Source organism: Streptomyces sp. NPDC111516, from assembly GCF_055635345.1.
The window spans coordinates 43,632-70,178 of the sequence record NZ_JBVKBV010000011.1; the positions used below are offsets into that span (position 1 = coordinate 43,632).

A 26,547-nucleotide genomic window follows, 5' to 3' on the forward strand; every position below is an offset into this window, starting at 1 on the left:
AGTCGGTGGTGAGCCTGCCTTTCTCCGGGCAGCTCCGCCTCACGTCACGGGGCGGCGGTGCCACCGCGGACTCGTCCCGGGCATGACCGGGCGGTGCCGTCGCGGCACCCTGGGCAGGGTGCGGGACCGGCCACGGTACGGGGCTGCTGGTCGAGCCCGGCGTTGACGTCCCGGTCCGGCGCCTGGACGAGGCCGTCGGTGCACAGCGCTGGGACGGAGCCTTGCGCAAGTCGTGTTCAGCGGTTTCGAAGGGCAGCCGGCCGCGCGGCCCGCTCCAGCGCCTCATCGTCATCGCAGCACGTGACCACCGCGATGCCCGCCCTCCGCGTGCTTTCTCACTTCTGGCTGAGCTTGATGCGCTTGGCCAGGTTGCCGACCTCGCTGCCGAGTCTCTGCGCGGCGTCGGCGAAGGAGGCCAGGGCGGACTCGATGTCGACCGCTGCGGCCGTGTGATGCTCCGTGACGGCGGCGTGCTCCAGCCGTGCCCAGACGGAGGCTTCGGCCACCAGCGCGTCGCGCTGAGGACTGGCAACCGGGTGCTGGGATGCCTGGGTGAGCAGCTCGCGGGCCTTCTCGCCGAGGGTGCTGTCGTTCATGGACCGAATCTTTCCAGCGGAGGCGGGACGACGGGCGGTTTCGGGGGCGGGACACCCGGACAAAGCCGGTGGTCGAACTGACACAGCATGCGGACGGGATCACCGTAACCGGTGACGATCCCACGACCTCCCGTGCCCGGACGGGGGCTCGCCCCGGACACGGCCGGCCATGGCGCGACAGGGATGCCCGGGCGGATGATCTCGGCACGTGGCCGTTCAGCCGTCGGCCCGCAAGGCGTGGAGCAGCATCGGCAGCGAGGAGTGCAGCTCACGCTGCCAGTACGCCCAGCCGTGGGTCCCCGGTCCGTAGAAGTGGGTGGTCACGTGCTTCGCGCCCCTGCGTTCGAGCGCGCTCGCAAGGGCCTGGTTCTGCCTGTTGAAGTCCGCCTCGAGCGCGCTGGTGCTGCCCGGCGGGTCCAAGGGGCCGGTGGTGCCGTCACCGCAGGACAGGTAGACAGGGATCGGCTTGAGGCGCTCGGCCAGGTGGAACGGGTCGTGGGCCGCCCAGACATCACGTTGCGCAACCGGATCGCCCCAGACCCTCAGCGGGTCGTTGCCCTGACCGGCGAAGAACCCCATGATGCGGTTCACCGACTCGTCGTTGAGCAGCGGGTGCACGGAGCCGGAGTACGCCGCGGCCGCCCTGAACATCCCGGGGTGTCGGGCGGCATACAGCAGGGCGCCCTGGCCACCCATCGAAAGTCCCGCCACGACGCGGTTCCTGCTCGCCCCCCAGTCTTGCTCGAGCAGGAGGCGCAGTTCCTTGGTGTGGAAGGTCTCCCACGCCGGGTCACTGCCCCGGCCGTAGTTCCACCAGTCGCTGTACCAGCCGTTCCAGCCGGCCTCCGGCATGACCACGAGGACGTCGCGCAGGCTGTCGGTCCGGGCGACGTCGGTTTGACTGGTCCACGACGTGTAGTCCCCGCAGCAGCCGTGCAGCAGCCAGAGGGTCGGCCAGTGCCGGCTCCGGTCGCCCGGGTCCCAGCCATCGGGCGTGAGCAGACGCACGTTCACCGTCCGGTCGCCGAGGGCCGGTGAACGGACCGACAAGTCGACCTGCCGATCGGCGACCTGGGTGACCGCGACGACTTCGGCGCCCCGGGACGAGGGCCCGAGTCCGCCGGCTTCCCCGGAGGGTGACACTGTCGACGCGATGGCCGGCGCCGGCGGAGTCGATGCCAGGGTGAGCAGCAGCGCGGCAAGGACGAGCAGGAGGCGGGCTCGGCGGATCGAGCTGGCGGTCATGGCGGCTCCTGGTGGTGGGTGTTCGCTGGCTCGGGCCTTCTCGGACCGGGCTGGGTCAGCGCCGGTCGGGCAGGACCAGCAGTGCGTCCCCGACGGGGCGTTCACCGGCCGCGTCGGACGGGTCGTTGATCACTTCTCCGTCGACCACCATGGTGGTCGACCCGCCGCCGTCAAGATTGACCGCGTTGCGCAGGCCAAGTGCCCGGGCGACGGCCGCGCTCTCGGGGATGCTCAGCCCGAGCGCGCCCGTGCTGCGTCCGTCGGCCGTGATGAGCACGGTCCTGCCGGCGGCGTCCACGCCGGCCAGCGTGCGTGGATTGCGCTTGTGCACCCAGCCGTAGTAGAAGCTCGGGTTGCCGGGCTGCACCATCCCGTCGGTCGCAGGCGTGACGTGGAGGCGTCCGTCGCGGACCAGTTCGGGACCGCCGTTGAGGATGCTGGTCGCCGGGGACGTGGAGACCTTGCGGCCGCTGCCGTCCCGCAATGTCCCCTCGACGCGCAAGGGCCGGCCGACCTGCGCCAGGGCGGCCAGCTCGGCGACGCGGGTGCCGGTCGCCTGCACGGAGCTGCCGCCGGCCGGCAGCGGTCCGCCGCGTGGTGAGCGCAGCTCCAGAACCCGTCCGCGGGTGTCGAGTACGGCCTCGAGGCCGTCGCCCTGCGGCGTCTGTCGGCCGTATTCAGGCGTGAAGGCGACGAGTTCGTCGCGGTCGGTGCAGGTCACGTCGTGCAGGGGCAGCGAGGTCGGAGTGTCGTCGGCGGTGCCGCCGCAATTCCTGATCAAGCCCGGTACGCGGTCGATGCCGTCCAGGGGTTGTGAGGCGTCCCGGCCGACGACCCGCCCCTTCCAGGTGAACCGGGCGACCCTGCTGTGCCGGCCGGAGTCGCGTATCACCAGGCCGGGGCGCCCGTTCACCGGCTCGCTCAGCAGCCGGCCGTCGTAGACGCCGACGCCGGCCGGATCGCCCGGTGCTCCGGCGCTCGGGTCGAGGACGAAGAACCCGGCGTTGACCGCTGCGGTCGCGCCGTCGGCGGCCGCCAGCTCACTGGTCTTCTCGCGGTTCTCCAGGTCGGGACCGTACGACGCCTTGAGCCCGCCGCGGAACCGGTCCGGGTCGATGGTGAGCACGTCGATCCGCCAAGGGCCACGGTCCGCGGGGCTGCCGTCCCAGCCGGTGTACACGGCGGACCCGGCGTGCCCGGCCCTTCTCAGCCGGGTGAGCTCGGCCGTCGCGGCGGACTGCGAGTCGAACCGCCCGACCCGGACCCGCCACCCGAGCGTTCCGCCGGCGTAGTCGGCGACGGCCGGAGTCGTGACTTCCTCGACCCGGGCGTCGAAGCCGTCCCCCTGAGCGTCGGCAGTCAGCTCGTCGGCGCTCGCCCGGTCCTTCAGCGCCGTCGGCGGCGCGTCGGGGTCCGGCGAGGTCGCACCGCCGGGTATGGAAACCTCGACCGTCCACGCGAGCGCCGGGGCGTCGGCACCGCGCACGATCCGCGTGAGGGTGACACCGGGCTGCAGCGTCCGCGTGCTGCGGGTCTCGGTCAAGTCGAGCGCGCCCAGCGGCAGGGCGCGCGTCGGCCGCGGCTCAGAGGAGGCAGGCGCCGGCGAGGCGCCCACCACAGCCAAGAGGGCCAGGACCGTAGACGCGCCGAGCAACTTTCTGTTCACGTACCCCCCTTGGAAAGAATGGCCCAGCAAAGGTGCGTGCGGCAGCGACCACCAGTCAAGATGTGTGCACGTCAATCTCCTGTCCGGCCCGAACGAGGATCGCAGGGACCGATCGTTGCATGATCATGCGACATAGTGCATACTTTCCCCATGTCCAAGGTCCTCACCTCCCTCCCCACCGGCGAACGCGTCGGCATTGCCTTCTCCGGCGGGCTCGACACTTCGGTCGCCGTCGCCTGGATGCGCGACAAGGGCGCCGTTCCGTGCACGTACACGGCCGACATCGGTCAGTACGACGAGCCTGACATCGCCTCCGTCCCCGGCCGCGCCTCGGCGTACGGCGCCGAGATCACCCGGCTCGTCGACTGCCGCGCCGCGCTGGTCGAAGAAGGGCTGGCCGCACTCGCCTGCGGCGCGTTCCACATCAAGTCGGGCGGGCGCCCGTACTTCAACACCACGCCTCTGGGGCGCGCCGTGACCGGCACGCTGCTGGTCCGGGCGATGCTCGAGGACGAGGTGCAGATCTGGGGTGACGGCTCCACCTTCAAGGGCAACGACATCGAGCGGTTCTACCGGTACGGACTGCTCGCCAACCCGCACCTGCGGATCTACAAGCCCTGGCTGGACGCGGACTTCGTCACGGAGCTCGGCGGCCGCAAGGAGATGTCCGAGTGGCTGCTCGCGCACGGACTGCCGTACCGTGACTCCACCGAGAAGGCGTACTCCACGGACGCCAACATCTGGGGTGCCACCCACGAGGCCAAGACGCTGGAGCATCTCGACACCGGCGTAGAGACGGTCGACCCGATCATGGGCGTACGGTTCTGGGACCCGTCGATGGAGATCGCGACCGAGGACGTGACGGTCGGCTTCGACCAGGGCCGTCCGGTCACCATCAATGGCAAGGAGTTCGCCACCCCGGTCGATCTCGTCATGGAGGCCAACGCGATCGGTGGCCGGCACGGTCTGGGGATGTCCGACCAGATCGAGAACCGGGTGATCGAGGCCAAGAGCCGCGGCATCTACGAGGCGCCCGGCATGGCACTGCTGCACATCGTCTACGAGCGCCTGGTCAACGCGATCCACAACGAGGACACCGTGGCCGCGTACCACAACGAGGGGCGGCGCCTCGGCCGACTCCTCTACGAGGGTCGCTGGCTGGACCCGCAGGCGCTGATGGTGCGTGAGTCGCTGCAGCGCTGGGTCGGCGCCGCGATCACCGGCGAGGTCACCCTCCGCCTGCGCCGCGGCGAGGACTACTCGGTTCTCGACACCCGGGGCCCGACGCTCAGCTACCACCCGGACAAGCTCTCCATGGAGCGGACCGAGGACTCGGCGTTCGGCCCGGTGGACCGGATCGGCCAGCTCACCATGCGGAACCTGGACATCGCCGACTCGCGCGCACGGCTTGAGCAGTACGCGGGTCTGGGCATGGTCGGCACCGACCACCCGACCCTGATCGGCGCCGCGCAGGCGGCCTCGACCGGTCTGATCGGCGCCATGGACGCGGGCGGCGCGCAGGCGATCGCCTCGCGCGGCGAGGTCACGGACGAGGAGACCATGCTGGACCGCGCCGCGATGGAGTCCGGCACGGACTGAGACAGCGATTCACGAGGTCATGTCCCTCTCGTGGTTGGCGTTGCGTGAGGTCCGCTGATCACGGAGGTGCCGGTATCGCTACCTCCGGGCCCGGGTGTACAACCCGGGCACGGACGCGGTGAGAACGCCGCGCGTCACGAGGCGCTTCAGTCTCCGCCGGTGGTGAGCTTCAGCTCCGGGAGAGAGCCTACCCTGGCCCCAAATCCCCTCGTGGCAAGGGCGTCAGGCCTCGCCGGGGGCAGGAATTGCCAGGTTCACTCACCGGTGGCGCGTCTGTCTGATCGGGTGTGCTGTTGGCCGGGTGTGATGGGTGGGGAGCTGGGCGCGCGTGATCGCCCGGTTCCCCGACACCGGCCACCATTCCCGCTGGGTGGCCGGTGACGAGGTCCATGGCGGCAAACCGAACCGCCGACGCACCCACCTCTCAAGCACGGCCCGGTGGACACCGGTTACCGCGATCGGCGGAATCCTCGGTCCAGGACGGTCATGCCGGACCAACAACGAATCTCCGACTCAGGTCACTGGCCGTGCCCTCCACTGCGCGTCGTCAGGCCGAGGCGGCTGCGCTGGTCGTGGTCCTCGTCGTCCACGGCGGTCACGGTCCAGTGGTCGAAGTCGTAGACGACGGATGCGCCATCGACCGAGGCGGTGAACGTCGAGCCCCGTTTGTCCTGCTGCAGCCACGGGGTGTCGAACAGCTTGTACGCGTCGTAGTCGATCGGCGTGCCGTTCACGAGCTGGGTGGCGCCGGGCGCCTGAGACGCGGAGTCGAAGGTGATGTCGAGGTGGTCCCCGCTCAGGCTGTGATACACGAGCCGCGGGTTCGTATCCTCGATGTGGCTCACGTCCATTCTCGTGGCACTGGTGAGGGCGCTCGCGAACGCGTCGAGGCCGGCGTACGTGGATGCATCCGCCGATTCCAGCACCCAGCCGTTGCTGTCGGCCTGGCTGCGCAGAATGTCATAGCTGTAGCTGAGGCCGGCGGTCGGGTGGTTCTGCGCCGTCGTCTTCACCTTGTTCGCCGGGTCGTTCGGTGTCTGGTGGTACCAGGTTCCGGGCTTCGCCAGCTTGTATGCGAAGTACATCGGTCCCGTGTCGACGATCGTCCATCCGTCGACCTCGCGCCGTTCCCGAATCGAACCGTTGGTGGGGAACAGCGCGTTGATGTAGTTCGAGGTCTGGTCGCCCGACGACTTGTAGACGCCCACGGCCGTGGGACCGTTCTGCATCACCCGCTGATTGGCGGGCTGGTCGTAGGCGCCGATCGGAGCGTTGCCCTGGTCGACCGACAGCCGGAACAGCGGATTCGCGGCGTCGGAGTGCCAGCGGAGCACGACCGGCAGATCCTCGATCCAGTTGTCGACGCGCCGGTAGTGGACCTCGGTGCCCAGGCCCCAGGTGGGACGCACGTAGCTGGTGCGGTAGATGTCCATCGCGTGGCCACTGGAGTTCTGGAGGTTGGTCTTGTGCGCGGTGTAGGACTTGTCGGTCTTCCGGCCGATCTCCACCGCCGCCCCGGGCGGTGTGTACTTCGTCCCCGGCCAGGCCACGAGACCGGCGTACTCGAGGTTCGGACGGTACGCCGAGGGCGCCGGGTTGTCGGATTCGCCGACACCCCGCTGTGCGCGGTGGGCGCCGAAGTACGTCCAGGCAAGCGTCGAGTGGTCCGCGGGCCGCCAGGTCGGATCGTTGACGGAGGACAGGTCGCCCTTGGCGCGGCTCTCCGACGAGATCATGTAGCCGTCGATCCAGTCGTTCGCCCACTCGAACCACATCACGTCCATCGCCATCCTCACCTGCTGGCGCAACTGGGCGTCGTCGGCCCACTGATAGAGGGCGTTGAGACAGAAGTACGTCATGAAGGTGTACTCGGGGCTCTGGTACTCCGCCCATCCGCTGCGCACGCCCGCGTTCACCATCTCAAGGATGTTCGCCTTGTTGGCATCCCTCAGCTGTGCCCCGGATTTGCCGTTGAGGTCGGCGAGGTCGGGGAAGTACTGGCCGACGAGGTATCCGGTGGCGTAGTTGCTCATCCGCAGGTTCTCGGTCTGCGGGAGTTTCGCGTAGCCGTACGAGGCGAAGTAGCTGCGCACGTGCGCCAGCATGTCCGGGCTGAACTGGTCCCCGGCCATGAGGTAGGAGTACATCTTCGCCATGGTCTTGTACTGCTCGTAGTCGTAGCTCCGGAACTGGGCGTCGAGCTTGGCGAGGTTCGCCGTCACGTTCTCGTGGTCGGCGAGCTGCGCGGTGTACTGGGCCACGTTGACGGCGCCGCTCTCCTCCTTCATGGCCTTCGTCTTGTTCCACAGCCACTGTGTCCGGGTCTGCTGGGTGCCGGGGTAGGGGGCGGGCGACTCGGGCACGTACGGGCCGGTCGATGTCCTGAGCGGGGTACTCAGCGCGCTGATGTTGCCGCTCGCGTCCCTGGCCCGCACCGTGAAGTCGTAGCGCGTGGCGGGCATCAGGCCGGTGACGACGGCCGAGGTGGTGGTGCCGCTGACGGAGGCGACCTGATAGCCGTCGCGGAAGACGTCGTACCCGGTCACGCCGAGGTTGTCGGTCGAGGCGGTCCAGCCGAGCGAGACACTGCCTGACGTCACGCCGGCGGTCAGTGAGGTCGGGGCGGTGGGCGGCTCCGTGTCGGTGATGCCGCCGGGCACCTCGTAGACGCCGAGGTTGTCGACGGTGATCGCCTCGTCCGTGCCGCCGGTGTCGACGCGCACCGCAAAGCCCAGCTCCACCGTGGAGATGAGCCGCTGCCCGCCGTTGGGGACGATCGTGAAGCGGTACGGGGGGAGGGCGGTGTCGTCGACCCGCGACAGGCCGCCGGAGGTACCGGTGTACGCAGAGGTGGTGGTGATGCTCACCGCGGGCACCGGGAATCGCGGCACGAGGTTGTTGTCGAAGTTGCCGAACTGGATCTGTGCGTAGATGTCCTTGGCGACGGGCTTGTCGCTCGCCGCGCTCCGGGCCAGGTCGTACTGGAGGACGAACTGCCGGGCGGGGCTGCCGACCGGCTCGTTGTAGACAGCGTTGATGCGGTCCTTCAGCACGCCGGTGGACCACCGGTGGTAGAAGTAGCTGGAGAGGTTGGTGCCCTGGGAGGCGTCGCGGAGTTCGAGGGCGTTGTCGCCGTCGACCTGCACGATCTGCTGGGTGCCTCCCGATGTCTGGCTGGACATGGTCAGCGGGCTCTTGCCGCTGTCGAATCCGGTGTCGAGGTCCGCGGCGAGCAGATTCGTGGGTGGGTCGTCGGCTGCTACGGCGGTGGTGCCTGGTACCGCCAGCAGAAGAGCGACACACACCGCTGCCACTCTTCGCATCAGGATGTTCATGGATCATCCCTTCGGGGTGGATGGGCTACTTGACGGCTCCCGTGACGAGGCCCTTGCTCCAGAACGACTGCAACGACACGAACATGGCGACGACGGGCACGACGGACACCAGCGCGCCGGTGACGACGGTGGTGTAGCTGATGGGATAGCCCTGGAGCTCACGCCAGCCGACGAGGCCCACCGTCACCGGCTGGAGCGAGGTGTCGGCGAGCATGAGCGAGGGCAGGAGGAAGTTCGTCCAGATCGCGACGAACTGGAACAGGAAGATCGTGACCATCGCGGGTGCCATGAGCCGCGCGCACATCGCGAAGATGCGCAGCTCGCCGGCTCCGTCGATGCGCCCGGACTCGATCAGGGCGTCCGGTATCGAGGACGCTGCGTAGATCCGGCTGAGGTACACGCCGAAGGGACTGACGATGCTCGGGATGAACACGGCCCAGAAGGTGTTGATGGTCCCCGTGTAACTGAACACGAGGTAGAGCGGGATGGCGAGCACGGGTGCGGGCAGCAGCACGGCGGCGAGCACCGTGCCGAAGACGGCCTCGCGACCCGGGAACGGGAACTTGGCGAGCGCGTAACCGCACATGGACGCCAGGAGCGTGGAGACGATCCCGCCGCCGACCGCGTACAGCAGCGAGTTGAACAGCCAGCGCGAGTAGATGCCGCCCTGGGCCTCGAACAAGGTCCGGATGTTGTCGAAGAGGGCGAAGTGCCTTCCGAACCAGAAGCCGTTGCCCGAGAAGATCTCTCCGGTGCCCTTGGTGGCGGAGACGACCAGCCACCACACCGGGAGCAGGAAGTAGACGGCGAAGAGGGTCATGACGGCCAGTACGAACAGGCGCGATGCCGGGTTGACCGTTGTGAGGGCGCCCGCCCGGGAGCGCCGCGGCCTCGGTTCCCGGACCACGGACGTGGTTCGGGTGGGCGATTGCAGGGTGGCGGTCATCAGTCGACGCTCCTGGCCGATGCGCGGAAGACAAGGATGGACAGCACGCAGATCAGCGCGCCGAGCACCACGGACTGCGCGGCGGCGTAGTTGAAGTCGTTGGCGGACAGCGACCGCAGCGCGGCCATGATCGGTGTGTAGGTGGACGACAGGTTCGGCGCCACGGATTTCATGGTGGCCGGCTCGTTGTACAGCTGGAACGTGCCGATGATGGAGAAGACGAGGGTGAGCAGCAGGGCCGGCCGGATCTGCGGGACCTTGATGAGCAGCGCGGCCTTCCAGCCGGAGCAGCCGTCGAGCGCGGCGGCCTCCATGGTCTCCTCGGGGACTGCCTGCAGGGCCGCGAAGATCAGGATGGTGTTGTAGCCGGTCCATGCCCAGGTCAGGATGTTGGCTATCGAGAAGGGCAGTGCGCCGTCGGTGACGAAGCTGAAGTGAACGCCCATCGACCCGAGGTACCTGGTGATGGGGCTCAGCGAGGGCGCGTACAGGAAGGACCACACCAGACCGGCGATCACGCCGGGCAACCCGTAGGGGATGAAGTAGGCGATCCGGAAGAACCTGCGCCCCTTCGTGGCCGACGAATCGATGAGCAGGGCGAGGAAGAGCGCGATGGCGAGCATCAGTGGCACCTGGATGACGCCGACGAAGGCCACCCGGCCCAGGGACGAGATGAAGTCCGTGTCGTGGAACACCCGGACGTAGTTGTCGAAGCCCGCGAAGACGGACTCGGCTCCGGAAAGGCCGAGGCCGGAGCGTTTTTCGGCGAAGAAGCTCTGGCCCACGGAGTACCCGGTGGGTACCAGGTAGACGACGAAGAAGAGCAGGAGGAACGGCATGACGAAGGGCGCGGCTCGCCTCAGTTCGCGCAGTCGGCGCCGCCGGATCGTCGAGGAGGACACGGTCACCTCTTCCGTGGAGTGGCGGGATTGCGGATCCAGTGGGGGCCGCGTCGACGCGCGGCCCCCGCGCGGGGCTACTTGCTCACGGAGAATCCCTGGGACCGCAGTGCGGAGACCGTGCCCTTCTGGGCGCTGCTCAGGGCGTCCTGGAAGGTTCCCTTCTTGGTGTGCACCTTGCCGAGACCGTCACCGAGCGCCGTGGCCGTGGTGGACATGACCGGGCCCCACCGCCAGTCGGGGTTCACCTTGGCCGCCTCCTGACGGAACAGCTGGTAGATGGGGCGGCCGCCGTAGTAGCTCTGGGGGGCGTCCAGTGCCTTGTTGGCGAGCCCTGACTTGGAGGCGGGGAGGATGGCTGCGGAGGCGATCAGGTTCGACACCGAACCGGAGTCGGTCGACATCCACAGGGCGAACTCGGTGGCCTCCTTCGGCCTCGCGCAGTCCTTCATCACGGCCGTGGCCGAGCCGCCCGAGTTGCCGACGGTGTCCTGTGCGCCCCACCGGGGCATGGGCGCGATGTCCCACTTGCCCGCGGAGCCGGCGGCGTTGTCCCGGATGAGGGAGGCGGACCAGACCGGGCCGACCTCCGCCCAGACCTTGCCCTTGCTCCACGCGGAGTACAGCGCGGCGTCGAAGGCGGGGTGGGAGGTGACGAGGTCCCGGTCGAAGAGTCCCTGCCAGTAATCGGCGACCTTGCCGTTCGCTGCGCTGTCGAGCGAGACGGACCAGGCGTCGTCCTCGACGCCGAACCAGGGTGCACCGCCCTGCCAGGCGAATCCGGCGTAGAGGTAGGGGTCGGCGGGGAGGTTCATGAGGCGGGACGACTGGTCGGCGGCCTTCACCGCCGCGGCTGCGGAGGTGAACTCGTCCCAGGTCTTGGGTACTTCGATGTGCGCCTTCTTGAAGAGGTCGGCGCGGTAGAACATCGCCATCGGCGCGGTGTCGACGGGGACGCCGTAGGCCTTGCCGTTGACGCCGACGTTGCCCCACACCCAGTCGGCGAACTCGTCCTGCTGCGGTTTGACGTAGCTGCTGACGTCCTGCAGGACACCGGCGGCGAGGAAGCTCGAGAAGGTCTCGTAGCCGACCTGTGCCAGGCAGGGGGCCTTGCCCGCCTTGGCGGCGGTGAGCATCTTGTCGTAGCCGCCCGCGCCGCCGTCGGTTATCGCCTCGTACTTCACGTGGATGTCGGGGTGCGACTTGTTCCACAGCTCGACCGACTTCTCGTAGCCCGACGCCCACCCCCAGAAGGTGATTTCGGCCGGGCCGCTGGTGCTCGCTCCAGTACTGCCGCTGCACCCGGAAAGCATGATGCCGGTGGCGGCGATGATGGCCGCCGCGGCGAGTCTCGCCCTGCGCATGACCATGACGTCCTCTCAATTTCTGCTCTGAACAACGTTGTTCGTGTCACTGAGTGGATCGAGGCTGCCCTTGCGGACAGCCATTTGCGTGCCTGACTGGTCTTGCGGGATGCTCTGGCCGGCGTCGAGTTCGTCGGTTCGTTCCTGGCCCCCGTACCGGGCGGGTGGCTGCGAAGCCCGACGGGAGGGGCGCGGTGGACGTACTGACGCATGGCCGGGCGCGGACGGGACGTCCGCGGGGGCCGAGTGACGGCTCGGACTCCGATGCCGGTGGAGCGGGCAACGGACGGTGGCCCGCCGGGAGTTCGCGCCACGAGGGACGGAGGGACGTACCGGAACTGCGATCGTCCGCGCGTTCCGGCAGCTCGGCGGAAGCGGCTCTCGGAGAGGCACGGCTCCCCGGCGCTGACGGGACAGGGGCGCCGAGCTCGTCCACGGTCGCGACCGTGACGCTGCTGCCCCGTACGGGCGCGGGGCCCGGATCCTGTCGTCACATCCGTTGAATTTGAGGGAATTTGACGACGGGTCCTACGGTGACGGGTCACGCGCGTCGGCGCACACAGTGTTTCCCTTCCACTACGAGTGGGGGTCGATAGCTGGGATACTTGCATACAAGCATACGGCGTGCAACGATCATTTCGTGAATCCCCCTCAACAACCGCGCATCCCTGAGCAGACATTGGCCGGTCGCGATGCGGGACTGGCCCCGATCACCCGGGACGGGACGCGGACCCGGACGTCCGACCGCGTCTACGAGGAGTTGGCCGCCGCGATCCGCGAACTCCGGTTCGCTCCGGGAGCCTCCCTGTCCGAGACCGAGCTGGCCAGACAACTCCACGTCAGCCGCACACCGGTGCGCGAGGCTCTCGCACGGCTCGTCGACGCGGGCCTCGTACGCGTCGTGCCACAGGTCGGCACGCGGGTCGGCCTGATCAGCCTGCGTGACGTCGAAGAGGCCCGCTTCGTCCGCGAGAGCCTGGAGGTCGCGGCCTTCGAAGTGGCGTGCGCCGACCCGACGGTTGACGTCACCGTACTGCGAGAGCTGCTCGAACGGCAGGAGCACAGCTGCCGTACCGAGGACTACGACGCGTTCTTCTTCGCCGACGAGGCGCTGCACTGCGAGATCTTCTCGCTCAGCGGCTATCCCGGGGCGTGGCAGGCCGTGCAGCGGATGAAGCTGCAACTCGACCGGCTCCGCCGGCTGGCCCTGCCTGGCGCCGCCGCGATGCGCGAACTGATCGACGAGCACCGGCTGATCGTCGACGCTCTGGAGAACGCCGATCTGCCCGCGGGCCGCGCCCTGATCAGCCGGCACGCCAGGCGCGCCCTGGAACGCGGCCCGGCGCTGCGCGCCGAGTACCCGGGCTACTTCACCGATTGACATCGATCCGGACATCCGGCCGGCCCGCCACACGGCACGCCCGGGGCGTGGCATCGTCCGGCCGTTCCCCTACCTGAAGAAAGGCGACGTCATGGACTTCGAGAACACGGACGGGCTCGGTCGGCATCGGGTCGGACAGGCATGACCATACGGCTCTCCCTCGGCCACATCGACACCTACGACGCCCGGATCGCGACCTTCGCCCACCAACTCGGGCTCACCGGTGTCCAGTTCCACACTCCGGATCTGCTGCCGGGAACCGACGGCTTCTGGAGCCTGACGGAGCTGCGGGCCCTGCGGGACCGCTGCGACGCCGACGGACTGGCGATCGACGGCATCGAGAACGTACCTCTTGCCCATTTCTGGAAGATCCAGCGCGGTCTGCCCGGCCGCGACGAGCAGATCGAGAACTACCAGAAGACCATCCGCAACGTCGCCGCTGTCGGGGTCGACGTGCTCGGCTACAACTTCCTCGCCACCTACGTATGGCGCACGGACATGGCGGCGAAGGGCCGCGGCGGCGCCAAGGTCACCGCATTCGACCTGGCGGACGTCCCGGCGGGCAACGCGCTCGCCGGCTACCGGCTGACCCCCGACCAGGCTCTGGACGAGCCGATCACCGCCGAGCGGATGTGGGCGAACCACCAGTATTTCCTGGACGCCGTACTGCCCGTCGCGGAGGAAGTCGGTGTGCGGCTCGCCCTCCATCCCGACGATCCGCCCACACCACAGCCCCTCGGTGGCATCGCCCGGATCTTCACCTCTCCGGACGCCATCGGACAGGCCCACGCCCAGGCCGGCGGCAGCCCGTCATGGGGGCTGAACCTCTGCCTCGGCACCGTGTCGGAGATGGCCGGCGAGCAGAGCGTCAACGAGGTCATCGACCTGCTGGGACCGGCCATCTGCTACGTCCACTTCCGGGACGTTCGCGGTACAGTGCCGCGCTTCAGCGAATGCTTCCTCGGCGAGGGCAACTTCGACCCGGCACGGGTGATCCGCCGGCTCGACGCCTCGGGATTCGACGGCTTCCTGATCGATGATCATGTTCCGGCCATGATCGGCGACTTGGACACCTGGGGAGACACCTCGTCCGAGGCGTACTGCAGCCGAGGACGGGCACACGCGATCGGATATCTGCAAGGCGTCCTGAACGGCCTGTCGCTCGACGAGCCGGTCGGCCCACGCACTGTTCCGGCGAACGGCCGGCTGTCGGCATAGCCGTGTGAGGTTCGCCCGGTCGGGAGGAGGATGCGGTGCGTCCTGCGCCGGGGTCCCGCGCCGGGTGCGGGACCCGATGGCCGCCCGACTCGCGGTCACCGCAGCGGATCGCTCGCCTACCGGGCTTCTTCCGGATCCGGTCTCTCGGATCCCCTGAGGACGAGCCGGGTGGGGAAGACTCGGGTGGTGAACTCCGAGGTGTCGCCGTTGAGCCGGCCGATCACCGACTCGGCGGCCGTACGCCCCATCAGCTCGATGTCCTGGCTCACCACCGACACCGGTGGGCTGCCGAGCAGCGACGTCTCGAAGTCGTCGAAGCCGACCAGCGGCAGCCGTCGGCCGGACCGCTGGAACGCCAGCAACGCACCGATCGTCGCACGGTTGTTGGCCGCGAAGACGGCGTCGGCCGAGCCGTCGCGCAGCAGGGCGTCGACCGCGCGCTGCGCCTGCGCCCTGGTGTGGGCCGTCGTGATCGTGGGTGAGTCCGCCACCCGGATCCCCGACTCGGCCAGCGCCGCTGCGTATCCGGCGTGCCGTTCGCGCATCGTGTGGATGCCGGGCGAGTCGCCGACGTAGGCGATGCGCCGCGCACCGGCGCGGCAGAGTGCCAAGGTCGCCTCGCGGGCTCCGCCCGCGTTGTCGGCGAGAACCGTGTCGGCGGCCGGGTACGGCGTCGGCCGGTCGAGAAAAACCAGCGGAGGGATGGGCGGCGCGACCTCGGACCAGTCGCGGGCCGCGTGCTGCGGCGGTACGACGATCAAGCCGTCCACCCGCTGTTCCATGAGCCGGTCGACCAGGCGATCGTGCCGCGGCCCCTCCTCGTTGGAGCTCGTGATCGTGACGAGGTAGCCTGCGGCATCCGCAACGCTCTCGACGGCGCTCGCGAGCGTGGAGTAGTAGGGGTTCGCGAGATCGCTGATGACCAGGCCGATGGTCCTGCTCGTCCGGCCGGGCCGGATGCTCGCCGCCGAGAGGTTGCGGCGGTATCCCAGCTTGACGATCGCCGCGCTGATCCGAGCCGCGAGTTCGGGATCGATGTTCGTTGCCCCGTTGACGTGACGCGAGACGGTCTTCAGGCTGACGCGCGCTTCGCGGGCGACATCGTTCATGGTGGGATTGCGCGGCACTGCTCTCTCCAGCCGACGACTGTGGGCGCTCGATCGTACTCGGCGACTCCCCCGCGCCACCGGCCCCGGCACAGCCCGGACACCGGGCGACGCGATGCGGGTCAGTGTGCCGCGGGTGGTACGGCCGGGCGCCCGCTCAGAGGACCGCACACGGTCCGGCCGGTGCGCTCAACGCCCCAACCCGGTACGGCCGGTACAGCGGATGCGCTCAGCGGGCCCGTCTGAGGACCCGCGCCCCGCCCGCGGGCACCGTGACCCCGCCCTCGTGCGCCGATCCGTCCAGCAGGTCGGTCCCCCAGCCCGGAACGGTGGTCCCGGCGTCACCGTGGTTGATGAGGAAGACGTAGTCATGACCGGCCGAGCGGCGCGTCACAGCCTCGACGGCGCTTCCGGCCGGAACCGCCGTCACCCCGGACCGCTTCACGAGCTGCCCCACCAGACGCGCACGCGCGTCGGCGTCCAGCTCCACGCCCACGTACCAGGCTTCCCCCTCGCCCCGGTCCGCGCGGGTGATCGCCGGTGTGCCCGCGAAGTCGCCGCTGTCGTACCAGCAGGCCGCTTCCGCGTCCGTGAGCTCGATCTCCTCGTGCCAGGTGGCGACCCGGGCCGGCCCTGTGACCCCGTCGATCTCGACGAAGTCCCCGTCCACCATGGGCGCGAACTCCTCCACGCGCACACCCAGCAGTTCACGGAACGCTCCGGGATAGCCGCCGAGCCGCACCCGGTCGAGCGGATCGACGATGCCCGAGAAGTAGGTGACGAGCACGGTCGCCCCCGCGTGCACGGCAGTGGTGAGCGCGGCCACGTCCTGGTCGCGAACCAGGTAGAGCAGGGGCACGATGATCAGCCGGTAGTCCGACAGGTCGGCCGACGGCGCAACGATGTCGACGGTGACGCCCACGTCCCGCAGACTCCGGTACCACCCAAGGGCTGACTCCATGTACGACAGACCGTTGTGCGGATGCGACTCGCGGTCGGCCGCCCACCACGACTCCTCGCAGAAGAGCAGCGCGCAGTCCGCGGCCACCCGGCTGCCGAGCACCTCGGCACAGCGCGCCAACTCCGCGCCGAGTGCCTTCACTTCCCGGAACGTCCTGCTGCCGGACCCGGCGTGCGGGAGCATCGCGGAATGGAACCGCTCGGCGCCCGCACGCGCGGCCCGCCACTGGAAGAAGCAGATGCCGTCGGATCCGCGGGCGAGGTGGGAGAGTACGTCCCGCCGGAGCTGCCCCGGGCGCTTCGCGGGGTTGACCGGGCGCCAGCTCGTGGCACCGGTGGCCGTCTCCATCAGCAGCCACGGCTTCCCCCGGGACAGCCCGCGGGCCCGGTCGGCCGAGAAGGACAGCTCGGCCTGGGCGTCGGACGTCGGTCTCAGGTAGTGATCGCTGGCGATGAGATCCACATCGCCGGTCCACGAGCTGTAGTTCATGTTCTTCCCGGCGTCGAAGAGCACCAGGTTCGTGGTGACCGGCACATCGGGCGTGACCCGACGCAGGACGGCCGTCTCGGCCCGCAACTGCGCACGCAGCTGGTCGGAGCTGAACCGGTCGAAGTCCAGCACCTGCGTCGGGTTCGAGTCGGTGAACGTCATCCGTGGCGGCTGGATCTGTTCCCACGCCGAGTACGTCTGGCTCCACGCACTGGTCGTCCACGCGGTGTTCAGCTCGTCGAGCGAGTCCCCGTAGCGCACCCTCAGCCAGCTCCGGAAGGCAACGGCGCTCGCTTCGCCGTAGCACCGGGAGTTGTGGCCTCCGAGTTCGTTGGAGACGTGCCACAGCGCGAGCGCCGGGTGTTCGCCGTAGCGCTCCGCCATCTTCTCCACCAGCGCGAGCGAGTACTCGCGGTAGATCGGTGACGACGGCGACCAGGCTTGGCGTCCGCCCTGCGCCATCGTTCGCCCCTGCCGGTCGACGGGCAGTATCTCCGGAAACCGCGTGGTGAGCCACGGCGGGGGTGACGCGGTGGCCGTGGCGAGATCGACTGCGACTTCGCCCACGTGCAGCAGGTCGAGCAGGCGATCCAGCCAGCCGAAATTCCATCGATCGGGCTCCGGCTGCAACGTCGACCAGGCGAAGACACCCACGGTGACCAGATTGACCCCGGCCTCGCGCATCAGCCGCACGTCCTCGGGCCATACGCTCTCGTCCCACTGTTCGGGGTTGTAGTCGCCGCCGAACGCCACGGGTTCCCCGCCGAACCGCGCAACGATGTTGGCAGGCCATCTGATCCACTCTGCCGTCACGAGCTTCTTCTCCTCACCGCCCGACGAACGAGCGCCCACGCGAATGCCCCCGACACGGCGTCGAGCAACAGCCGGGCGCGGCCGAGGACCACCGCCCGAAAGTGCGCCGGAGTGCGGAACGGCCACAGACTAGCGGGCTGAGACAACGTTGTTTAGAGTGAAGTCGACACCAGCGGAACGCAGTTCGTCCGGTGCGTCCGTGCGGTGGCCGTCAGCCGAAACCGCCCGTCGCAGCTGCCTCCCGGATTCTTTCAACGGCAGGGCCCAACCAGGCGCGAGGCCCGGGAACACATCGAGGGAGTGGAACGTGGCGGAGTTCGATGGCAAGGTCGCCATCGTCACCGGTGGATTCAGCGGTATCGGAAGCGCGACGGCCCGGGTCCTTTCCGCGCGCGGGGCGACGGTCGTGGCGGCCGGCATCCCGCCGAAAGGCGCGTACGAGGAGCTGCCTCCCGGTGTCGAGCGCGTCGATGTCGACGTCACCGACGAGACCGCCACCGCTCGACTCGTCACCCGGGTCGTAGCAGCACACGGCGGCCTCGACATCCTCGTCGCCGCGGCCGGGATCCAGCGCTACGGTGTCGCGGCGGAGACCAGCGCCGACGAGTGGAACGAGGTGCTCGCGGTCAACGTGACCGGCGCCTTCCACGCCGTCAAGCACGCGCTGCCCCACCTGCGTACACGCGGGGCGGGCTCGATCGTGATCGTCTCCTCCGTGCAGGCCTTCGTCACCCAGGCCGCCGTCGCCGCCTACACCACCAGCAAGGGGGCACTCAACGCGCTCGCCCGGTCGATCGCCATCGACGAGGCGAAGCACGGGATCAGGGCCAACACGGTCTGTCCCGCGTCGGTGGACACCCCGATGCTGCGTGCCTCCGCCCGCGCCTTCTCCGACGGCAGTGACCGGGGCACGCAGGAACTGGTCGAGTCCTGGGGGCGGATGCATCCGCTCGGCCGGGTGGCGCGACCGGACGAGGTCGCCGAGGCGATCGCCTTCCTGGCCGGGGACCGAGCGAGCTTCATCACCGGCATCTCGCTGCCCGTCGACGGCGGGCTGCTCGCCAACGCGGCGGTGGTACTTCCCGGTTGAGGGCGGGCGTCTCGACCGCAGGCGACGACGGAGGACTCTCGATGACGACCAGGGTTGCGATCCCCGGCAGAGCCAGGGTGGGCGAAGGACCGGTCTGGGACGCCGGGCTCCGGTGCCTGCACTGGGTGGACATCCCCGCCGGGCACATCCACACCAGTGACCCGGTTACCAGCAGGACCACCACTCTTCGGCTGCCCACGCAGGTCGGCGCCGCGGTGCCGCGACGCGGCGGAGGCTTCGTGGCGGCGACGGCCGAGGGATTCGCGAGCGTCGACGCCGACGGTTCGATGACCACCCGGCGCGCGTTCCTGCCCGACGGCGAGCGCATGAACGACGCGAAGTGCGACCGGCACGGGCGGTTCTGGGCCGGCAGCACGGCGATGGACTTCCGACCGGGCAGCGGCGCCCTGCATGTCCTGTTGCCGGACTGGACGAGCCGTGTGGTTCTCGAAGGGCTCGCTCTGCCCAACGGGCTCGGGTGGAGCCCCGATGGCCGCACCTTCTACCTCGCCGACTCGATCGCGGGCGAGATCTACGCCTTCGACACCACTGACGAATACCCGTGGATGAGCCGTCGGCGCATACTGTTCCGGCTCCCCGCGCACACAGGCATGCCGGACGGTCTCACCGTCGACGCGGCCGGGTGTCTGTGGGTCGCGGTGTGGGGCGGCGCGCGCGTGGCCCGGGTCTCCCCCGACGGCGACCTGCTCGGCGAGATCCCGCTGCCCGTGCACCAGCCGTCCTCCTGCACGTTCGGCGGACCCCGCCTCGACGCGCTGTACGTCACCTCGGCCCGGGACGGCCTGGAACTCCCGGGCGACGATCCGGCGGGGTCCGTATTCGTCGTCGACGAGGTGGGTGGCGCCGTGGGCCTGCCTTCGACGACGTTTGCCGGATGAGCTGATCGGCCGGGCCGAGCAGGGCGGGGGCGCGGCATGAACGACGACCGCGTGGGCACGATCCTCCGCTCAACGGCCGGGCATGGTTGCGGACCGACCGAGCCCGGCGCGTCCGCCGCCGGACCGGTCGAACAGGCCGAGCAGATGTTCCCGGCCCGGGTTCGCCTACCCCACCCGATCCGGGACAACGTTGCCTGGTCTCGGAGCGACCGGTCCCGATCGGCCGAGGCCCTCCGGTCGTCAGCCGAGAGGCATCGTGCAGAAGTGGGCGCCGACGCGGAAGTTGCGAGGCTCGGCGGGGTCGAGGTCCGTCGGGCCGAAGGTCCCGGAGCCGAGGATCGACGCCAGGTGGTGTTCCGCGTCGTCCTCGGGGCGGTACCCGATGGCCTCCGCCTCTGCCAGGGACCACCACCGACGGGTGTTGCGGGAGATGCCCCACAGAACGCGGAATGCGGTGGGCTCGGCATGCAGACATGCCTCGACGAGCCGGGCCGCGTCACCTGGCGATAGCCAGGCGGCCAGGTCCTCGGGGGCGAGCGGGCGCGGCCGGAACGCGCCGATCCGCAGGCAGGTGACGTCGACGCCGAACCGGGAGTGGTACAGACCGCCCAGCGCCTCGATCGCGGCCTTGCTGACACCGTAATAGGTGTCCGGACGCGGTGGCACGACGGCGGGCAGGACGCCGTCGGCCGCATCGTCCCGCGTGTGGAACCCCGCGACGTGGATGCTCGACGCGAGCACCACGCGGGGAACGCCCTGCCTCCGTACCGCTTCGAGGACCCGCCGGGTGCCGTCGATGTTGATGTCGGCGATCCGCTCCCACGACGTCTCCCCGGCCAGTCCACCCAGGTGGATCACCGCGTCCACCTCCTGGCAGGCCGCGTCGATGGCGTCCTGGTCGGTGAAGGACGCCCGTACGGTCTCCACTTCCTCCTCCGGTCCGGCCGGCTCGATCTCCGCGACGTCCAGGAGGCGCAGGGTCCGGCCCGCGCGGGCCAGGCGCGGGCGCAGCTCGCGGCCGATGCGGCCCGCGGCGCCGGTGACCAGGATCCGCTGCCCGGTCACGGCGCCTCCCCGGCCGGGTGGGCGACGGCAGGCAGTTCCGGGGCCGGAACCTGGTGGTCGTAGGGGCGCGGGGTCGCGGACGCGGGCACGTAGGGAGGCTGGTTGTAGGTGTGCTGCCGGCGGAAGGCGAGATCCGTCGGTGGGCACCAGTGCCGCCAACTGCCTGGATCCGTGTCCACGGCCGCGGACTTCGGCCCGACGCCGTTGCCGTTCTCGGCCGCGACGGCGTACTCGTACACGGTTACGTCCGTCGTGCGGGCCTGACCCGGATCGTCGTGTCCGGGGATGACGCCGGGCGCGTGATCGACGTGCCGGAAGCCGAACCCGGCGAAAATCTCGCGGTAGGCGGCCTCGCCCTCGCGGCGTCGGTAGAGCCGGTACCCGCCCGCGCCCAGCACCTCGCCCCAGGTGACGGTGACCGTTCCGTGGCCGAGCCGGACTCTGAGCCCGTCCGGCGGGTCGGGCGCCCGGCGGGTCGGGTGGACGGGATAGTCGGCGCCCGGCGCGGCCCGTCGGTGACTGTTCCGGGCGATGACGCGGACGTGGCGCTTCTCGTCCTCGGCAAGGCCGGTCAGGTGGACGGGACTTCGTTCCGTCTCCGCGTCCGTCGCCCAGGTGTGGCCGCCGTCGGCGCTGAGCTGGACGATGTAGCGGTCCGCGGCGGCAGCCGCGGAGAAGTGTACGAGCACGCCGTCGCCGGCGGTCTCGGTGCGCAGGACCTGCGAGGGCGGCGGCTGCGGCTGTCCTCCCGTCAGCTCCCAGTGATGGCGGCCTCGGGGCAGGACCACGGTGATCGTGTCCTGCGACACGGCGAGGGGGCGTACTCGCTCGCCGTCGATGTGGAAGCGGGCGGCCGCATCGCGCCCGCCGGGGACGTGCAGGCTCACCGAACTGTCCGACGGGGCGTGGTAGACGCCTTGGGCCTCGGTGGGGTCCCGGTAGCGGAGCGTGATGCCGAGATCGTCGTCGCCGGTGGTCAGGAGAAGGTCGGAGGTTCCCACGGCGCTTCCGTGGAAGAGGGTCAGTTCCCGCAGGCCGTCGTCGAAGAGCCTGATGGTCCCGGCCGTCCCCGAGAAGCGCAACCCCTGCTCGGCGAACTCGACCGTCTTCGGTTCGTAGTGCACGGACGCCTCGTGCCGGAACACGAAGTCCAGGCTGTGCGGGGTCCGGATCCGGGCGCCCCAGGGTGTCGAGTGCGCGGGGGCGATCTCCAGGTCGTCGCGGTGGCTCACGACGGCCAGCGTGTTGCCGTTCGCGCCGTCAGCCCTTCCTTCCAGGCGCACGCCCCAGGAGACGTCGGTCACGAAGGCGCCGTCGAGGGCGCCGTCCGTACGCACACCGCGGACCACGTGGACGAACGGCATTCGCTCGGCAAGGTGCGGGAAACTGTTGGCGTCGTGGCCGGTGGCCTCGGTCAGCACGGACCATGTCCACACCATGCGCTGGCCTGCGGCGAACGCGTCGTAGGTGACGAGGTAGTCGCTGCCGACGAGCAGGACGCTACGGCTCAGGTAGAGGCCGCCCACCGGGCCGTCCGGGTCGGAAGTGATCTCCGCGTACTGCGCGCCGTCCAGGTCGTGGAGGGGCCGGTCCAGGGTGTTCTGGCCGATCGAGTGGTACGCGCCGTCCTTCCAGACCGCGCAGGAGGTGGCGAAGGTGGCGTCGGGGGCCCTGCGGTCCCCGGCGTCCTCGGGGCCGTGGCCGCTGTAGGAGTGCCCCGCGGCGTAGTAGTAGAGGTGCCCGCTGCCGTTGTCGTCGGCGATCCCCCAACGGTAGTTCGGGCCGCGGTCCACTTGCTGGAGGAAGACCGCGACCTCGCCGGGGCTGTCGACGTCGGCGCGCAGCGTGACGCCGTATCCGGTGTACTTCGAGCTCTTCAGCCGCGGATTGGTCCCCCGGTCGCCTGCGGACCGCACCGTGACCCGCCACGGGTCCGGCGCGCCGGGCGGGCTGTCGAGCCGATGGGCGAACTCGTCGCTCCCCCACAGCAGATGCTCCGCGACGAGTGGACGATAGCGGAGCAGGGCCTCGCCGAGGAGCCGCATCTCGATGGGCGGGCGCCGGGGCCAGAAGGCGTGGGCTCCCTGCGCGGGGTGCAGGCGGCGGAGTTCGCCGTCGGCGCCGGTCTCGACCGGGGAGGTCAGGGCGTTCACCAGCCAGTCGCCGACGGCCGCGAACTCCGGTGTGGCGAGGCGGTTGCGGCCGTCGGTCAGCCGGCCGAGGAAGTTGCCCTGGGTGACCGGGCGGAGGAAGGCCCAGACGTAGGTGGCGAGGCTCTCGGTCCAGCGACCGGACCGGGACCCGTGGTCCGGCAGCGCCGGTCTGGTGTGGAAGACGCCGGCCAGTTCGACGAACTTCTCGAACTGGTCGAGCCACCTTGGTGCTGCCTCGTGGTCGGGGAAGAGCCAGGCGAGGCAGGCGAGCGCCGCCTTCCCGTCGGCGAGGAAGTTCGGGTGGCCCGCGATCATGCGGCGGAGCGGCCCGATCTCCTCGCCGGCCGAGACGTGGGCGGTCAGCAGCAGCAGCGCGTCGGCTCGTTCCCGGTCCGTCTTTCCGAGCCGGCCGGCGAGGCGGTCGTAGCCGTCGAGCAGTCGGTCGTAGAGCGGGCGTTGGCCGATGTTGAGGTAGCCGGGGTGTTCGTTCACCCCGTGGGCGATGAGGCTCGGGCCCTCCGGTCCGGTGAAGAGGGCTGCGGTGAGGTCGTCTGTTGAGCCGAGTTCGCCTTCGGAGCACAGCCGGGCGGGCCGCCTTCCCGAGTACGTCAGACTCCAGTCCTTGACGCGATCCAGGCTGAGCGTGCCCTGCCAGTGGTGCAGCTGGCGCACGTACGAGGACGGGTACCGCGTGCCCTTCTGGTCGCGCAGTGCTTCGAGGTCGCGTTCGTGATCGTAGAAGGCGATCGCGGTCCGGCGGGTCCCGGAGCGCAGGGGCCAGGTCCAGTGCAGTACGCCGTCGTGGCGGAAGCGGAGTTGGAGGTGGTCGGCGGAGGCCCAGGACGCGTAGGTGCGGTCGTCCCACCGGGCGTGGTCGCGGAGGAACACGCCCATCGCATCGCCTCCGGCGGCGTCCCGGAACGTGGCGTGCGGGCGGATGTTCCACGCGTAGCTCGGAGCGTACGGGCCCACGGTGAAGGCGAAGTCGGTGTCCGGCTTCTCCCTGCCGCCGGGTCCGGAGAACGACGGGTCCTCGCCGCTGTCGCCGAGCACGATCGGCTCGTCGATGCCGAGCCAGTGGTACAACTGCGCTGATTCCGGGTCGGCGTGGTCGTCGGGCGACTGCGAGTACGGCCAGGTCGACGAAAAGCGGTGGGTCGGTGTCACGCCGTCCCAGCTCAGTTCCCACGCCGTCGTAGCGGAGTCGAGCGCCGTCATCTCCTCGGCCACGTCGACGAAGTCGCTGCCCTGGAGGCAGCCGACGGTCGCCGTGTAGGCGGCTCCGCCGGTGAAGTGATAGCGGAGTTCGTGGGTGGCGAACAGCGGACCGGCTTCCACGAGCCGTACTTCCAGGTGTTCGAGGTGTTCGGTGCCGCAGCGCAGGGCGGACCTACCCACCCAGCCGTGTCCTCGGTCGAGCTGTTGGACGGGGCCCGGTACGGCGTCGGCGGCGAATCGGCCCGAGGAGGGCAGCCGGATCCGGAGCGCTCCGCTGTCGACGACGGTGGACAGGCCGTCCTCGGTGATCCGGACCGGTCGCGGCACGCGGGCCGTCGGCAGCGATTCGTCGGCGCACAGGGTGAATTCGCGCGTCGCGCCGGACGGCAGGTCGGCGAAGAAGCAGACGACGGCGAACGCCAGGTGGCCGCCCGCCGAGTCCACCCGGGAGAGCTGGAAGGGCACCGGCCGCCCCGTCTCGTCGACCAGCCGGAGCTGTTCGGCGCGGACCGACGGGGCGGCCCAGCGTACCGGGTGGTGCAGCAGGGTCCTGGGCCAGGCGAACTCCGGGTGGCACAGCGGATCGGCGAGCCGGAACCGTACCCGGTCGGCGTCCGCGGGCCAGCAGGTGACCGGGCCGGTCATGATCCGTCCCCGTCCTCGGCCGGGACGGCGGGCGCTCCGGTGACGCCCTGCGTGCCGAACGCCGCGCCGCCGGCGACGCCTTCGACGAGGTGGCGTTGGAGCAGCACGAACAGGAGCAGGATGGGTGCGGCCACGATGAACGTGCCGGCGGCGATGAGCGGCCAGTTCTGCGTGTACTCGCCGAAGAACGAGTACAGCCCGCGGGTGACCGGCCACAGTGCCGCGTCGGACAACATGACCAACGGCAGAATGAGGTTGTTCCAGGCGTGGACGAACCCGAAGATGGCGAAGGTGGCCAGGGCGGGCTTCATCTGCGGCATGATGATCGTGAAGATGAACCGGACGTAGCCGCAGCCGTCCAGCGCGGCGGCCTCGTCGATCTCGCGCGGGATGCCCTTGATGTAGCCGACGAAGAAGAAGAACCCCGCGCCGGACAGGCTGGTCAGGATCAGGTACCCGGCCATGCTGTTGTACAGGTGGAGCGACCGCGCTTCGATGAACAGCGGGATGAGGCCCCCGGGCAGGAACCCGGAGAAGATGAAGAACGTGTACAAGAGATTGGAGCGCTTGAAGTAGCCGCGCGAGATGGGGAAGGCCAGGAAGACCCCGAGGATCAGTGTGACCGTGTCGGGAATGACCGCGTAGATCAGGCTATTGATCATCTGCCGACCGAAGTCGCCCTGGCTCCACGCCGTCGAGAAGCTCTCCGTGGTCCACGGATCCGGCATCCCGGTGGGGTTCTGGAGGAACCCGGTGTATGTCTTGAACGCCTGCAGCAGCATGTACACCAGCGGCAGGGCGAACAGCACGGCGGCGATCACGAAGCAGAGCAGGTTCACCCCGGCGGCCTTGGCCGCCTTCGTGGACAGCAGTGGCTTCTTCGGCTGCGGCGTACTGCTCCGAGCAGGGCCCTGATCGGTCCGGTCCAGGACAGCAGGAGAGGCCTTCACAGCGAGATCTCCCGTCGGCGCAGGGTGAACAGCAGTCCGCCGCCGATCACGACGGTCAGGCAGAACTGCAGCATCGCGAGCATCGAGCCGTAACCGAGTTGGCTGTCGCCCCCGAACGCTGACTGGAACATGTACAGCCCGAGGGTCTTGGTGCCGAAGTTGCCGCCGGTGAGGACCATGATCAGCGCGTACTCGCCCAGCGTCCCCATCGCCGTGAGGAACACGGTCACCGTGGTGGCCGGGGCCAGCAGGGGCCAGGTCACATGCCGGAACACCCGCAGACGCCCGGCGCCGTCCATGGCCGCCGCCTCGTAGACCGCCGACGGGATGTTCCGCAGCCCGGCGATGTAGATGAGCATGGTGTAGCCGGAGAACATCCAGACGTTCACCAGTATCACCAGGGGCAGGGCCATCGAGCTCGACCCGAGGAACGCCGAGGTGGTGCCGAAGATGCCCTGCATGACCTTCTCCACCGGGCCCGAGTAGGGGTCCAGCATCAGCGCGAAGATGGCGCCGACCACCGCGACCGAGAAGATCTGCGGCATGAAGATGATGGCGCGGTAGAGGGTGTAGGAGCGTCCGGGCCGGTTCAGCAGCAGGGCGAGGCCCAGGCCGATCGCAGTCTGCAGTACGGTCACGCCGACCACGTAGGTCAGTGTGACCCGCACCGCGTCCCCGACCACGGACGACAGCGATGTGAAGGCCGCCGAGTAGTTGCACAGACCGCAGAAGTTCAGGGGCGTGCCCGGGAGCCCGGAGTACCGGGTGAATGAGTATCCGATGGTGGCGAGCGACGGGTAGAGCCCGAACAGCAGCCACCCGGCTCCCGGGATCGCGATGCTGGCCCAGGGGATGAACCGCCGCGTCCGTTGGTTTCCGAAGGGACAGCGTGCCACACCGAGCCTCCTT

General features: G+C 69.6%; 18 protein-coding genes. 5 read left to right on the forward strand and 13 right to left on the reverse strand.

Going from position 1 to position 26,547, the window contains the following annotated elements; all coding sequences use genetic code 11:
* Positions 1–335 precede the first annotated feature (335 nt).
* The 3 genes from ACZ7L9_RS21495 to ACZ7L9_RS21505 all read right to left on the reverse strand — a co-directional run bounded on the left by ACZ7L9_RS21495 (position 336) and on the right by ACZ7L9_RS21505 (position 3,507).
* The gene (locus tag ACZ7L9_RS21495) at positions 336–596 is read right to left on the reverse strand and encodes a hypothetical protein (RefSeq protein WP_471417048.1); all 261 of its coding nucleotides are present in this window, start codon (positions 594–596) and stop codon (positions 336–338) included.
* A 216-nt stretch (positions 597–812) separates the two neighbouring features.
* Positions 813–1,841, reverse strand: coding sequence for an alpha/beta hydrolase (locus tag ACZ7L9_RS21500; RefSeq protein WP_471417050.1), 1,029 nt, complete (start codon positions 1,839–1,841; stop codon positions 813–815).
* A gap of 55 nt (positions 1,842–1,896) precedes the next feature.
* Positions 1,897–3,507: a phosphodiester glycosidase family protein gene (locus ACZ7L9_RS21505; RefSeq protein ID WP_471417052.1), complete on the reverse strand. Its 1,611-nt coding sequence runs from the start codon at positions 3,505–3,507 to the stop codon at positions 1,897–1,899.
* 150 nt (positions 3,508–3,657) lie between these two features.
* On the opposite strand from ACZ7L9_RS21505, the gene argG reads away from it, so the two are divergent.
* Positions 3,658–5,106: an argininosuccinate synthase gene (gene argG, locus ACZ7L9_RS21510; protein ID WP_471417054.1), complete on the forward strand. Its 1,449-nt coding sequence runs from the start codon at positions 3,658–3,660 to the stop codon at positions 5,104–5,106.
* Between the two features lie 518 nt (positions 5,107–5,624).
* Here the strand turns inward: argG and ACZ7L9_RS21515 are convergent.
* The 4 genes from ACZ7L9_RS21515 to ACZ7L9_RS21530 form a co-directional block, all read right to left on the reverse strand.
* A complete protein-coding gene (locus ACZ7L9_RS21515) occupies positions 5,625–8,441 on the reverse strand; it encodes a fibronectin type III domain-containing protein (protein ID WP_471417056.1) in 2,817 nt (938 codons plus the stop codon).
* A gap of 25 nt (positions 8,442–8,466) precedes the next feature.
* Positions 8,467–9,387: a carbohydrate ABC transporter permease gene (locus ACZ7L9_RS21520; protein WP_471417058.1), complete on the reverse strand. Its 921-nt coding sequence runs from the start codon at positions 9,385–9,387 to the stop codon at positions 8,467–8,469.
* Positions 9,387–10,289: a carbohydrate ABC transporter permease gene (locus tag ACZ7L9_RS21525; protein ID WP_471417061.1), complete on the reverse strand. Its 903-nt coding sequence runs from the start codon at positions 10,287–10,289 to the stop codon at positions 9,387–9,389. The genes ACZ7L9_RS21520 and ACZ7L9_RS21525 overlap by 1 nt, the downstream gene beginning before the upstream one ends.
* A 74-nt stretch (positions 10,290–10,363) precedes the next feature.
* The gene (locus ACZ7L9_RS21530) at positions 10,364–11,650 is read right to left on the reverse strand and encodes an ABC transporter substrate-binding protein (RefSeq protein ID WP_471417063.1); all 1,287 of its coding nucleotides are present in this window, start codon (positions 11,648–11,650) and stop codon (positions 10,364–10,366) included.
* Between the two features lie 640 nt (positions 11,651–12,290).
* Here ACZ7L9_RS21530 and ACZ7L9_RS21535 point away from each other — a divergent pair.
* Positions 12,291–13,031: a GntR family transcriptional regulator gene (locus ACZ7L9_RS21535; RefSeq protein ID WP_471417065.1), complete on the forward strand. Its 741-nt coding sequence runs from the start codon at positions 12,291–12,293 to the stop codon at positions 13,029–13,031.
* Between the two features lie 141 nt (positions 13,032–13,172).
* The gene (locus tag ACZ7L9_RS21540; protein ID WP_471417066.1) at positions 13,173–14,249 is read left to right on the forward strand and encodes a mannonate dehydratase; all 1,077 of its coding nucleotides are present in this window, start codon (positions 13,173–13,175) and stop codon (positions 14,247–14,249) included.
* Between the two features lie 116 nt (positions 14,250–14,365).
* Here ACZ7L9_RS21540 and ACZ7L9_RS21545 read toward each other — a convergent pair whose 3' ends face one another.
* Both ACZ7L9_RS21545 and ACZ7L9_RS21550 read right to left on the reverse strand, forming a co-directional pair.
* Complete coding sequence (locus tag ACZ7L9_RS21545; protein WP_471417069.1) at positions 14,366–15,358, reverse strand: LacI family DNA-binding transcriptional regulator; 993 nt, start codon at positions 15,356–15,358, stop codon at positions 14,366–14,368.
* A 226-nt stretch (positions 15,359–15,584) separates the two neighbouring features.
* On the reverse strand, positions 15,585–17,618 hold the full coding sequence (locus ACZ7L9_RS21550) for a beta-galactosidase (RefSeq protein WP_471417071.1): 2,034 nt from the start codon (positions 17,616–17,618) through the stop codon (positions 15,585–15,587).
* Positions 17,619–17,925: 307 nt separating this feature from the next.
* On the opposite strand from ACZ7L9_RS21550, the gene ACZ7L9_RS21555 reads away from it, so the two are divergent.
* Together ACZ7L9_RS21555 and ACZ7L9_RS21560 are read left to right on the forward strand one after the other, a co-directional pair.
* Complete coding sequence (locus ACZ7L9_RS21555) at positions 17,926–18,708, forward strand: SDR family NAD(P)-dependent oxidoreductase (RefSeq protein WP_471417073.1); 783 nt, start codon at positions 17,926–17,928, stop codon at positions 18,706–18,708.
* A gap of 41 nt (positions 18,709–18,749) precedes the next feature.
* Positions 18,750–19,607, forward strand: a complete 858-nt coding sequence (locus tag ACZ7L9_RS21560) for an SMP-30/gluconolactonase/LRE family protein (RefSeq protein ID WP_471417075.1) — start codon at positions 18,750–18,752, stop codon at positions 19,605–19,607.
* 240 nt (positions 19,608–19,847) lie between these two features.
* On the opposite strand, the gene ACZ7L9_RS21565 is transcribed toward ACZ7L9_RS21560, so the two are convergent.
* From ACZ7L9_RS21565 to ACZ7L9_RS21580, 4 genes are read right to left on the reverse strand one after another with little or no spacing between them, the layout of a single operon-like run.
* Positions 19,848–20,672: an NAD-dependent epimerase/dehydratase family protein gene (locus ACZ7L9_RS21565; RefSeq protein WP_471417077.1), complete on the reverse strand. Its 825-nt coding sequence runs from the start codon at positions 20,670–20,672 to the stop codon at positions 19,848–19,850.
* Positions 20,669–24,688, reverse strand: a complete 4,020-nt coding sequence (locus ACZ7L9_RS21570; RefSeq protein ID WP_471417079.1) for a fibronectin type III domain-containing protein — start codon at positions 24,686–24,688, stop codon at positions 20,669–20,671. Before ACZ7L9_RS21570 ends, ACZ7L9_RS21565 begins: the two co-directional genes overlap by 4 nt.
* Positions 24,685–25,638 carry a carbohydrate ABC transporter permease gene (locus tag ACZ7L9_RS21575; protein WP_471417081.1) on the reverse strand — a complete coding sequence of 318 codons (954 nt, stop codon included), beginning with the start codon at positions 25,636–25,638 and terminating at the stop codon, positions 24,685–24,687. The genes ACZ7L9_RS21570 and ACZ7L9_RS21575 overlap by 4 nt, the downstream gene beginning before the upstream one ends.
* Complete coding sequence (locus ACZ7L9_RS21580) at positions 25,635–26,534, reverse strand: carbohydrate ABC transporter permease (RefSeq protein ID WP_471417083.1); 900 nt, start codon at positions 26,532–26,534, stop codon at positions 25,635–25,637. Before ACZ7L9_RS21580 ends, ACZ7L9_RS21575 begins: the two co-directional genes overlap by 4 nt.
* Positions 26,535–26,547: the final 13 nt, after the last annotated feature.